The organism is Nostoc sp. XA010, assembly GCF_020829625.1.
In the GTDB taxonomy this organism is placed as follows: Bacteria; Cyanobacteriota; Cyanobacteriia; order Cyanobacteriales; family Nostocaceae; genus Nostoc.
Genome location: NZ_JAIVFX010000034.1, coordinates 40,310 through 51,694 on the forward strand (window position 1 = coordinate 40,310; position 11,385 = coordinate 51,694).

At 42.3% G+C, this 11,385-nt stretch carries 9 protein-coding genes and 1 pseudogene; 6 read left to right on the forward strand and 4 right to left on the reverse strand.

The window, feature by feature from the left end; genetic code table 11:
• Positions 1–85 precede the first annotated feature (85 nt).
• On the reverse strand, positions 86–1,531 hold the full coding sequence (locus LC608_RS29705) for an ATP-dependent DNA helicase RecQ (RefSeq protein ID WP_229557000.1): 1,446 nt from the start codon (positions 1,529–1,531) through the stop codon (positions 86–88).
• 259 nt (positions 1,532–1,790) lie between these two features.
• Positions 1,791–2,081 (reverse strand): annotated as a pseudogene (locus LC608_RS29710) (penicillin acylase family protein); the annotation flags it as partial.
• A gap of 185 nt (positions 2,082–2,266) precedes the next feature.
• Here LC608_RS29710 and LC608_RS29715 point away from each other — a divergent pair.
• Positions 2,267–2,494: a hypothetical protein gene (locus LC608_RS29715; protein ID WP_229557001.1), complete on the forward strand. Its 228-nt coding sequence runs from the start codon at positions 2,267–2,269 to the stop codon at positions 2,492–2,494.
• An 89-nt stretch (positions 2,495–2,583) separates the two neighbouring features.
• Here LC608_RS29715 and LC608_RS29720 read toward each other — a convergent pair whose 3' ends face one another.
• A complete protein-coding gene (locus LC608_RS29720) occupies positions 2,584–5,286 on the reverse strand; it encodes a PAS domain S-box protein (protein ID WP_229557002.1) in 2,703 nt (900 codons plus the stop codon).
• A 1,053-nt stretch (positions 5,287–6,339) separates the two neighbouring features.
• Between LC608_RS29720 and LC608_RS29725 the strand changes: the two genes are divergently transcribed.
• The 4 genes from LC608_RS29725 to LC608_RS29740 are packed head-to-tail and all read left to right on the forward strand — an operon-like array spanning position 6,340 to position 9,776.
• Positions 6,340–7,941: a DEAD/DEAH box helicase gene (locus tag LC608_RS29725; protein WP_229557021.1), complete on the forward strand. Its 1,602-nt coding sequence runs from the start codon at positions 6,340–6,342 to the stop codon at positions 7,939–7,941.
• Positions 7,871–9,085, forward strand: coding sequence for a DUF790 family protein (locus tag LC608_RS29730; protein ID WP_229557003.1), 1,215 nt, complete (start codon positions 7,871–7,873; stop codon positions 9,083–9,085). Before LC608_RS29725 ends, LC608_RS29730 begins: the two co-directional genes overlap by 71 nt.
• Before the next feature lie 15 nt (positions 9,086–9,100).
• Positions 9,101–9,343 (forward strand): hypothetical protein, encoded by a 243-nt coding sequence (locus LC608_RS29735; protein WP_229557004.1) that lies wholly within the window; start codon positions 9,101–9,103, stop codon positions 9,341–9,343.
• Positions 9,324–9,776, forward strand: coding sequence for a PIN domain-containing protein (locus tag LC608_RS29740; protein ID WP_229557005.1), 453 nt, complete (start codon positions 9,324–9,326; stop codon positions 9,774–9,776). Before LC608_RS29735 ends, LC608_RS29740 begins: the two co-directional genes overlap by 20 nt.
• Before the next feature lie 79 nt (positions 9,777–9,855).
• Here the strand turns inward: LC608_RS29740 and LC608_RS29745 are convergent, their stop codons facing one another.
• Complete coding sequence (locus LC608_RS29745; RefSeq protein WP_229557006.1) at positions 9,856–10,545, reverse strand: PD-(D/E)XK nuclease family protein; 690 nt, start codon at positions 10,543–10,545, stop codon at positions 9,856–9,858.
• A 390-nt stretch (positions 10,546–10,935) separates the two neighbouring features.
• On the opposite strand from LC608_RS29745, the gene LC608_RS29750 reads away from it, so the two are divergent.
• The gene (locus LC608_RS29750) at positions 10,936–11,355 is read left to right on the forward strand and encodes a hypothetical protein (RefSeq protein WP_229557007.1); all 420 of its coding nucleotides are present in this window, start codon (positions 10,936–10,938) and stop codon (positions 11,353–11,355) included.
• Positions 11,356–11,385 lie beyond the last annotated feature (30 nt).

Sequence of the window (11,385 nt, forward strand, 5' to 3'; positions counted from 1 at the left end):
TCCATTCATCCACCTTTTATCCTCGTGAACGAGGCTTTTAGCTCCATTCATCCACCTTTGATACTCGTGAACGAGTCTTTTATACTCATTGACGGCAATTATCGCAATGTCCGCAACGCAAGTTAGCAGCTTCTTTGTTAAAACCAAAGGCATTTAACAAAAACTGCCAACGACACTGCTTAGTTGTCAGGTATTGATGCATCTGTTTAGCAGCGTGTAATTGAGTCGGTGGCTGATTTCCGGCTTTTTGCTCAATGATGTAATGAAAAGGATCAAGCCAGTTTAGCTGACCACTGCTATGGAGTAAAGCTAGCGCCGTTGCACCTTCGGGAAATTGTCGAGTTACTGCATTCACTTCTCCCTGTTTAGGTAATTTTTTCACAAGTTGCTGCGCTATTTGCTGTTGCGATCGCATTTTTTCTTGAAAAAACTCCTGTCTTTGCTTATCCTCTGGATCTAACCATCCCGTAGGTTCACTTACCAATGTCAACGCTTCTGCCGGTTTCCCATCCCTTCCAGCCCTGCCAATTTCTTGCACATATTCAGATAACAAATGTGGCGCGTGAAAATGGGCAACCCACCTGACATTACTTTTATTAATCCCCATACCAAACGCACAGGTACACACAACAAAAGGAATTTTGCCACCTAACCAGCTTGCTTCTACTTCACGGCGTTCGGTTGCACCCAATCCTGCATGATAACTAGCTGTTGCATAACCCATCTCTGCTAACCATTGGGCTAAATCTTCGCTATCTCTCCGAGTGCGAACATAAACTAACCCCGATTGTTGCGGTCTATTTTGAATAAACTTTAATAATTGTTGTTTTCTACCTCGTGGTGTCCAAGCAATGCGAACGCTGGGATGCAAGTTTGGACGGTAGGGGTTTAAACGGAAAATCTCTGGTTGCTGTAATTGTAAAACTGTTTGAATAATCTTTTGGGCTAATGGGTCAGCAGTCGCGGTAAAAGCGGCGATGCTGATTTTTGTTCCTGGTGGTTTTGATTTTAGCAATGCCGGACGCACAGCCCCTAATCTGCGATAAGCTGGACGAAACGTGTCTCCCCACTGCACTAAACAATGAGCTTCATCCAAAATTAAGCCATTAATTTGCAATTGCGGCTGACATAATCTCTCCCACACTGGCGCACTTAGCAAAGTTTCTGGGGACAAATAAAGCAATCTTAGCTGTTGACGTTCTAAAGCTTGCAGAGTTGCACGGCGTTGAGATGAAGGTAATTCACTATGCAAAAGTGCTGCTTTTTGATTGCTTTGTAATAGTTCCTGAACTTGATTTTCCATCAACGCCACTAAGGGCGAAACTACCAAAGTTAATCCTGTTTGTAGTAGCGCGGGAAGTTGAAAACAAATTGACTTTCCTCCACCTGTAGGCATAATAATCAGCGCATCTTTTTTTGCTAATAAACTGCTGACAATTTCTCCTTGTGGCGGACGGAAATCTTCATAACCCCAGATTTTTTTAAATGTAGCGAGAACTTCTTGCCAAGATTTTATTGTAGGCTGATTCATAATCAATAGTAGATACACTTATATCCTTGAAAACTGAATATAGCCTCTGTTATCTAGCTAATGGTTCAGTAATTTCATCATCTTAGGTTGCAATCTACTGACTACAAGGATGAATTAAAACTAATATTTTATAAAACCTAGAAATAGCTTAACTGAAGGCTTGACTCACCCGCCTGGAACTAAAGTTCTTTGGCTTTCAGCTAAAGTCTAACTCGGTAGACTCAAGATTTTGGATGTATAGCGCAATACAGTTTAGTTAAGCATTTACACCATCATCATAAGCTTCCAGATATGCCTTTATCTCTGCATTCATTTCTTGAATTCCTTGCTGTGCCACCCTTGCCCAACCCATAGTCCGCAGATATCTGTCAGTCTCTACCTGAGAGGAACCAAACATTTCTGACAGTCGCCCAGAACCAATGTGTTGCCAAAAATCCATTTGCCAAAATCGGTCTTGGGCGTGGATATAACCTTGCGCCATAAATAAATCATGGGAGTTGGCAGCATAAATATGGGGAATTCTCCATTTCTCGCGCTGGACAGTTACTTCTGTCACTGCGGTATGTTCTTCCGTGAAAACGACGTATTTATTAGAAGTTGACCACAAGATTCCAAAATCGCAGGGCGTTTATACAGATCATAGTGCGTTTAAAAAAAGTTAAACATACATTATTGATATATCAATGTATTTGCTATACATTTTTTATGTAAGTTTTAATTTTAGAGGTTTTACGAATGGTTATTAAAATTTTAGAATTAGGTATTCTCAGGGAGCTTACCGAAGAAGAAGAAGAAAGCTATAAAGGAGGTACTTCCACAGAAGGTGCAGATATCCCTGTTAGTGGCGTTCCCAAAGTCAAGGATGCTACTGGTAAACCTCCTACATCTCACGTAAATCTTGTGCCAAAACCACCTGTTGTGTCAAAACCACCTGTTGAGCCACAAGAAATTGAAACAACCTAAGTATAAGCTGCTACTAGCAATTTCATAAGATAAAAAACAGCTATTGTTCCTACGTTTGACAAGGCTAGTCCTAATTTTTATTAAACTATTCAAGTACGTCCGGTAAGGTTGGCAATTACGGCTGCTAACTCGCCCGGATTGACTGGTTTGGGGACATGGAGTTGAAAGCCTGCTAACAGAGCTTGCGTGCGATCTTCTGCCCTAGCATAGGCTGTCAGCGCTACTGCTGGAATCCGCCCACCTTGGTCTGCTGGTAGCGCCCTGACTTGACGAATTAGTGTGTAGCCGTCTTCTTGTGGCATACCAATATCGCTCACCAGTATATGGGGGCGAAATTCTTGCAGGGCAAGCAGTGCATCACTTGCAGATGGAGCAGCCATGACTTGGGCCCCATACTGTCCCAGAATCATGGTGAGCAAATGACGCGCGTCGGCCTCATCATCAACAATCAGCACCCGTAAGTCATCTAGCTTTGGCAGGTAATTGTTAGCGTCTTGGGTATCTCCAACAGATGAAAGCTGCTCTGCGGTATTAGCCTCTACATAGACGGCTTTCATTGGCAAATTGACAATGAATGTCGCCCCCTCTCCAATTCCTGGACTTTCGGCAGAGACTGTGCCGCCGTGTAATTCTACTAAGTGGCGGACGATCGCTAACCCTAATCCTAATCCACCATGCGATCGCGTGATCGAACTGTCTTCTTGACGGAAGCGTTCAAATACATGCGACAGGAATTCGGCAGCAATTCCTACTCCTGTATCGCTCACCCGAATTTGCACGTAGGATTCAATGCGCTCCAATTGCACATCAATTCTTCCCCCCTTGGGTGTAAACTTAACAGCGTTGGAGAGCAAATTCCACACAACTTGTTGCAAGCGGTTGGCATCACCCACAACTACCCCTAATTCCGGGTCGAATTTACAGTTGATGCTAATCTCTTTGGCCTGGGCTGCTGGGTACACAGTATCGATTGCTGCCTCTACAAGTGGTACAAGTTTTACCCGATGAATATTTAGATGCAGTGTGCCTCTAATAATCCGCGAAACATCTAAGACATCTTCGATTAGTTGAGCTAGGGATCTAGTGTTACGCTCGATTGTCTCTAGTGCCCGGCTAGTAGTAGTCTCATCAAACTTGCGATTCCTAAGTAGCTGCGTCCAACCCAATATCGCGTTTAAGGGTGTGCGGAGTTCGTGGGAGAGTGTGGCGAGAAATTCATCTTTCATGCGGTTTGCAGCTTCTGCATCGGCTCGTGCTGCTTGTTCGCGCTCAAGCAATTGTTCACGTTCTTGCTCTGCTTGCTTGCGCTCGGTAATATCAATCATGAATCCATGTAATAGTTGCGGCCCATTCTCATCCCGCACCACATTAACAATGTCATACAACCATACGACTCTGCCATCAGCCGCCAGCATTCTGTATTCAAATTCGTAATTATTCAGTAATAAAGAAGACTCTTGGCAATACTGAATAGCCCACTCCTGATCTTCTGGATGCATGTGTTTTGCCCAGAAATTATCGGTGTACCAGTCTGACAATTGATAGCCAAGAATATCAACGGTTTGCGGCCCTACATAGGTAAAATTATTGGTAGTAGCATTTACCTCCCAAGGAATCACGCGGACTTTTTCTGTGAGTGTCCTTAACCGTTTTTCGCTATGTTTAAGAGCTGCTTCTGCTAACTTGTAAAGTGTAATATCTGTGATTAGGGCAACAAATCCTTCAACTTTTTCTTGCTGACTAAACTGGGGAACGTAAGTGACATTCACGTAATGGTTTGTGCCATCTTTATCGGGTACTTGGGTTTCGTAAGTTACTTGTTCTCCTGAAAGTACCCTTTCTATATAAGGAAGAATTGACTCATAAACTGATTCTCCGACAATTTCTCTAATGTGTTTACCATAAATTTCTGCAGTAGGAATTCCAAACCAGTCTTCATATCCTTTATTATTAAAGCGATAACACTGTTCGTTATCAACATAGGATATCTGGACAGGTACAGCATTTGTAATCAGGCGGAGTTGATCTTCTTGTTGGCGCAGTGCTGCTTCTACTTGTTTGCGTTCGCTTAAATCAAGTACAAAACAGATAACATGCTCTGGATTATTTTCTAATAAGGCGCAACCTAACAGGATGGGAACACGGCTACCATCTTTGCGGATGTATTCGTTCTCAAAGGGCTGACACACGCCTTTGGTTGTGAGTTCTGCGATAGCACTGTTGTTAGCTTCAATATATTCTGGTGGTATGATGTCGCGCCATCGAAGCCCTCCTAGCAAATCCTCTTGCGAATAACCTACCATTGTTAAAAAAGCATCGTTAGCTTCTGCGTAGGCGTAGCCCGCCGTAGGCATCGCCCCGTCCATATTGGCTACAATTACCCCAATAATGTTGGAATCTACCAACCTTCTAAATTTTGCCTCGCTCACCTGTAGCTTCTGCAAACTCATTTGAAGATGTTGTTTAGCAGTGCGTAACTCTGAGGTGAGCAAGCTGATAAGTATTGTTACCAGCATAAATAAGCCTAACCGCACTATGCTGTTAAGATTATCAACAAAGAGCGAAAACACTGGCTCTAAGAAAAAGAAGCTGACGGCTAAAGTAGACAAAGCAGTAGCTAGTAACCCTGCTTTCATACCCCCATACCAAGTACTAACCGCTACGGCAGGAAAAAATAGCAGAAAAATAGTTGGTTTTAGTAGTGGCTGTAGCAATAGTGTTAGTTGCAATGCGCTACCAACAGCTAATAATGTCACAGCATAGGGCGCTAGAAGGGAACGTGTTCCTTTCAATGTGGCTTCTCCTTGTATGCAGCTAGCTAGCTAAAGGATTATTCCCAAAATCAGCTAGACAATGCGTTGGCGTAGCCCGTTGTAGACATCGCTAAACATTTATTATGCATCGGAAAAATACACCTTTAAGTGGTTAGTTACTGTGAATCTATCTAAAGTAATAAAACTTACTTTTAATACAGGTCAATAACCTGATAATTGTCGCTCTAATTATATATCTATGCTTTTTGAGCCTCCATCAAAAAGCATAGATATATTAATTTTTTAGGTTAATTTATTTTAGTATATTAAGTTATCATTTTTCATTTGCCTTTAATCTTAATTAAACCTCGTATAGCAATCCGATAGCGAAGCGGTAGCGAGTCAGACGCTCCTGCGTCGCTAACGCTGCGCTATCGAGCGTCTTTGATTTCTGAATCACTCGTAGAGGTAAGGGACTCTTTACTGGGGACTGGGAAGAAGGAATAAAGGTGTACTGAGTTTTGTTCAAAAATCAAATATGAGTCCTATATCTCCAATAAGTGTTTATCCTTCAAAAGCTGACAACTTGCTTCAAAAAGTTCTTTAATTCATCCGCCAGTTGCACAAAAATCATTCTGTTAGCGGTAGCGGGGCGTTTAGCCCATTCTGATTCCTGACTCCTGAATTCTGTTTTGATAAATAGAATTGATTAATTGTACTAAAATACCGAATTTAAAATCGTATCTTTTTCTTCTAATTGTGACTTGTGTAAATAGAAAAAGAGATTAAAGTTAAGCAAACAATCAACATAATCGGCGGCTGCAATTATGGCCGTTTCAGTAGAAAGGCTTGTCGTTGTTCCTTGTATAATTCAGCAAGATTATTGTTGGTTTCTCGCTCATAGATTCCATTACTAACGAGCGTATCTAGTTAGGTTTTGCCAGAGTTACTTGGATGAATCATGCACTTTTTGCGTTATTAGTAATCAATAGACTAGGGAATGGGGCATAAGCACATGGAAAAATTACCAATGCCCAATGCCCAATGCCCAATCCCCAATCCCCCATGCCCAATCCCCAATGCCCAATACTCATGGCTCGTACTCCTACATTAAATTTTGATCGCGGCACATTAATTTTGCATCCACCACCACGCGGCAAAGGTTGGATGGATTATGCTACATGGGATGATAGAGTTGAAAAATTCCGCATTCCCGCAATTAGATACCGATCGCTAGTGGAAGCACTACAAGCGGAAGATGTAAATTTTATCGATGAGGCCAAGCAATTTTATCCTGTAGATTTGGTTCCCAGTCTGGAAATGGAACCCTATCCCCACCAAACTGAAGCGCTAGCAGCTTGGAAACTGGCGGGTAGACAAGGGGTTGTTGTGCTTCCCACGGCGGCGGGAAAGACTTATTTGGCGCAAATGGCGATGCAGTCAACACCGCGCACGACGCTAATTGTCGTGCCAACTTTAGATTTAATGCATCAGTGGTATGCACACTTAGTAGCGGCTTTCCCCGATGCTGAGGTGGGATTGCTGGGAGGTGGTTCGCGGGATAGAACAGCTATTCTCGTTGCAACTTATGATAGTGCAGCAATTCACGCTGAGACGTTGGGAAATCAATATGGTTTGATTGTTTTTGATGAATGTCATCATTTACCCACAGATTTTAATCGGGTGATTGCTGAATATGCGATCGCACCTTATCGCCTAGGACTCTCCGCTACACCAGAACGCACCGATGGTAAACACGCTGAGTTAAATATCCTCATTGGTCAAGAAGTATATCGCAAACGCGCCGAAGATTTGGCGGGGAAGGCGTTAGCAGAGCATGAAATTGTTCAAATTAAGGTAAAGTTATCGCAACTTGAACGGGAAAGATACAATCAGTTAATTCAAACCCGCAATGACTTTTTGAAGCAATCAAAGATTTCTTTGGGGAGTCTTCAAGGTTGGCAAATGTTCGTGCAAATGAGCGCGCGATCGCAATCTGGACGTAGGGCGATGTTAGCGCATCGAGAAGCGAAAGATATCGCTTTGGGTACTGATGGTAAATTGCGAATTCTAATTGATTTATTGGCAGAACATTATCCAGCAAGAATTTTGATTTTTACTGCTGATAATACGACGGTTTATCGCATTTCTCAAGAGTTGCTAATTCCGGCAATTACTCATCAAACTCCTGTGAAAGAACGGCATGAGATATTAACAAAGTTTCGAGAGGGTAAATATAATACTTTGGTTGCTTCTCATGTGTTGAATGAAGGAGTTGATGTGCCGGCGGCTTCTGTAGCGATTATTTTATCGGGAACGGGTTCGGCTAGAGAGTATACTCAGCGATTGGGTAGGATTTTACGGAAGGGGAATATTGAGAATAAGCAGGCGATTTTGTATGAAGTGGTGGCGGAGGATACGAGTGAGGAGGGGACTTCGGCTAGGCGGAGAGGGGAGAGGATAAGAGGACAAGGGGACAAGGAGACAAGGGGACAAGGGGAGAAGAAAGGGAAGTTACAGGTTGTGTATGGGAGTGGGAAGGAAAGGAGTTTGAAGGCTGCGGAACAGTTAGAGATTAATTATTCAATCCAAAATCCAAAATCTAAAATCCAAAATTCAGCAGATGTTACCGACAGATTTACTGATGCATCGCCAAAACGGAGAGGAGATCATTCCGAAGAGACTGAAGATTGATCGGGGAACTTCGGAGTTGGCGATTGAGTTAATTAATTATTTTCAATCAGCAGTGGGGAAGACTCAAGGTGTGCTTGAGCGGCAACTGACTGATTTTGAAGGAGATTCTACAGATTATCGGGTGAAGCGAGGGTTAGCTTATATTCTCAAAAGCAGTTTTTGCACTTTTGAGGTGGTTAGTCCTTTAGAACCACAAATGTTAAGAGAACGGGTGTTTTCGTTGGCTGCAAAATCGGTTTCTAGTCGAGAATCAACACAAGTTACTTTGAGTAAAGTTGCTGATGAGTTAACTCAAGAACTTGAGCGGGAAGTTTTATTAGAACAGGTTCGGAATGGACTGTATGCTGATTTAGCTGAAAATAAAATTTTGACTGTTTTTGATGCACCAACAGCGCCAGATGTGTTAAATAGATATAACTTATCTCAGGTACAGGGTGTATTTTATAAAGCCAGTCAACTTGTATTAAATGCTCATCGGAATGTTCCGGGTGAATATAAGCTGTTATTTCGCTATTTGAAGTTGTTTCAATTAATGGCTTATATTGAAGGTGATGCTGACCACGGGTTTACAATTACCATTGATGGCCCAACGAGTTTGTTTAATCCTAGTACACGATATGGGTTAGCGATCGCTAAACTTATTCCGGCTTTACTTCACGTTACTAAATGGAGTCTTTCGTCCATTCTCCAAACCCGTGACGCTTATACAAATAGTTGGAAAACTGGACGTTTCACTCTCAATTCAGAATGTGGTTTGGTATCCCACTATCCACCAGGCAAGCCCTACGATAGTATGCTAGAAGCATCCTTTGCTGATAAGTGGGATGCGTTAAAAAGTGGTTGGGCGTTAGAGCGAGAAGTTGATTTGATACCGATTCCCGGTAGTGTGATGATTCCCGATTTTCGCTTAGTTCATGCTGATGGACGCACCTTTTTGTTAGAAATTGTTGGTTATTGGCGACCAGAATATTTACAAAAGAAGTTTTCTCAAGTGCGGCGGGCTGGACGTGATGACTTAATTTTGGCAATTTCCGAACGACTTAATTTAGAAAAGGCGGGAGTAAAATTAGATGATGTCCCCGCCAGAATTGTTTGGTTTAAAGATAAGTTGTTGCCGAAAGCTGTGTTAGCTGTAATGGATTGATTAAGGAGGAATGAGATGAAAAGTATAGAAACAATTGCCACAGTTAGCAAAGATGGTAAGATTACGGCGCAGTTACCATTGGATATTCCAGAGGGTGAACATCAAGTGGTAATAGTAATTGATGAAAAGCCTTTGGCTGAGGAAGCAGAGAGGAAAGAAAAGCGTCCTCCTCTAAACTTTCCTGTGCATAATTATGGGCCTTGGCCTGAAAATCTTTCTTTAAGACGTGAGGATATGTATGGTGATTGGGGGCGGTAATCCTGTTTTTCTAGACACAAATATCCTGGTGTACGCTAGTCAGATTAAGTCTCCATTTCACCAAGCTGCTATGGAGGCTATCCAAGATTTTTATGATGCAGGGGTTGACTTGTGGATTAGCCGACAAGTGTTGCGGGAATATTTGGCTACCCTTACCCGTCCGCAACAATTTGCCAACCTACTACCCATTGCAATAGTAATTCAGGATCTCCGCTATTTCTATAACCGCTTTCGGGTGGCTGAAGATAGTTCTCAGGTGACAGAAAGGTTACTGACACTCATGGAGGAAATTCCTAGCGGTGGGAAGCAAGTTCATGATGCAAATATTGTCGCTACGATGCTAGTTTATGGTATTCCTCAGTTACTTACTCACAATACAAGTGATTTTGCAAGATTTTCTGGGTTAATTACTGTCTTGCCATTACAAGGTTAGATTGCTTGTTATTACTACTCGTGAAAATTTACTTCACGTTAAGAAATGCAGTCTTTCGGTAATTATGCAATTCTACTGATTAACCCCAAACACTTCTGCGTTCCCAATATTCAGCAACTCTTTTTTCCCACTGCTCCCAGTAATCTTTAATAACTGCTGATTCAAACCAAAATACCTCTGCTGGCATTTCTGGAATCGCTACTACCAAAAGAGCGTGCTTTAGCTGAATACCATAATCTCGATAATACTCATTAGCTGCTCCTATGTACGCGGTAAGTTGCAGTGGATGTTCATATAAATGCTCAATTGAGCCTTTGGGTTTGTCTGCTGTTTTCCACTCACAAATACAGGGAATACCTTGATAGCTGGCAATACAATCAACTTTGCCAGAATAACCCAAATCATGATGAAAAACAGAGCCTTCTACAAGTCTAACTGTGTCGATTTCTTGTAAAACTGGCTGAATACTCTCCCAATAGGGGCGACTCGCTTCGGGGCAAACTGGGTTTTGTCCAAGAAGGTAGCGCTCAATTTGTTTGTGTGTTTGGGTTCCCCGACGGCTAGCAGTTGTAGTAATGCGGGTAGCTTCTTCTGTACCAACACGCGTTTTCCAGTTTAATAATCTGTCTCTGTCTGCTTGTGATTTGGTGGCATTAAGTATTGTAGTCACGCTGGGAAAGCGATTTCCTTTGGCATCTACATAATATTGTTTACCATTTTCTCTTTTGGCTGTGGCATTAATTCGAGGTAGCAGTTGGGTATCATGCATCAGTTGGTATGTTGATTTTGAGATTCCCTCAAGAAGGAAAGTGAATAAAACCCTATTTCATTGTAAGGAATGGAGCTAATCTGGAAGTTTTGTGTTCTGAGGTTGAATGATGAAATTGTAAAGGCGTCACCCAACAGCCCGTCGGAGACATGGCTTACCTAAAAACTACTAAACTCAAGTAAGTCTGAGATATTGCATCTGTTGCATTACCCGCCATAGGTTAGAAACCTATGGCTAATAGCTAAAGTCTTCTAAAGAAGACTGAGAATGGGTTTTAGTCCACTTGAGTGGAGTTGGGCTATTAGCCTTGCAATTGATTGCAAGGCGGGATATGGAGTTAACTGCTAAATATCTGTGATATATTTCCGAAATAGACAGAGCTACTAAATTATGGAACCTGTAACATTAACAGCTGTTGCAACTGCGATCGCTACTATAGTTTTAACTAAAGCCCTAGAAAAAACTGGCGAAAAGCTTGGAGAAGCTGCATTAGACAAAAGTCGTGAGTTAATCGAACAGCTACATAATAAAAATAAATTGCCCTTGCTAGCGGATGCGACACAGCAGCCATTAGATTATGGCAAAGCAGTCTTGGAGTTGAAAGCAGCAGCAGACGCAGATACCGAAATTGCTCAATCAGTGCGGGAAGTCGAAGCAGCCGCAAATGCTGATCCCCAAGCGCCGAAAGTCCAGGCGCTAGCGAATGACCTAAATTCGCAACCAGCAGGCGTTATCAATTCTACAAAGTTAGCTGACTCTATTAAAAACGTCTTTCAGGGAAATACTTTCACTGGTACTAATAACTTCTGACTACAGTCGCCCGAACAGGAACGGGTAAAG

What these genes read in the sequence shown, in the direction of transcription:
- LC608_RS29705 (WP_229557000.1), bottom strand. Translation starts at nt 1,531, where the DNA reads ATGAATCAGCCTACAATAAAATCTTGGCAAGAAGTTCTCGCTACATTT.
- LC608_RS29715 (WP_229557001.1), top strand. Translation starts at nt 2,267, where the DNA reads ATGGTTATTAAAATTTTAGAATTAGGTATTCTCAGGGAGCTTACCGAA.
- LC608_RS29725 (WP_229557021.1), top strand. Translation starts at nt 6,340, where the DNA reads ATGGCTCGTACTCCTACATTAAATTTTGATCGCGGCACATTAATTTTG.
- LC608_RS29730 (WP_229557003.1), top strand. Translation starts at nt 7,871, where the DNA reads ATGTTACCGACAGATTTACTGATGCATCGCCAAAACGGAGAGGAGATC.
- LC608_RS29735 (WP_229557004.1), top strand. Translation starts at nt 9,101, where the DNA reads ATGAAAAGTATAGAAACAATTGCCACAGTTAGCAAAGATGGTAAGATT.
- LC608_RS29740 (WP_229557005.1), top strand. Translation starts at nt 9,324, where the DNA reads ATGGTGATTGGGGGCGGTAATCCTGTTTTTCTAGACACAAATATCCTG.
- LC608_RS29745 (WP_229557006.1), bottom strand. Translation starts at nt 10,545, where the DNA reads ATGCATGATACCCAACTGCTACCTCGAATTAATGCCACAGCCAAAAGA.
- LC608_RS29750 (WP_229557007.1), top strand. Translation starts at nt 10,936, where the DNA reads ATGGAACCTGTAACATTAACAGCTGTTGCAACTGCGATCGCTACTATA.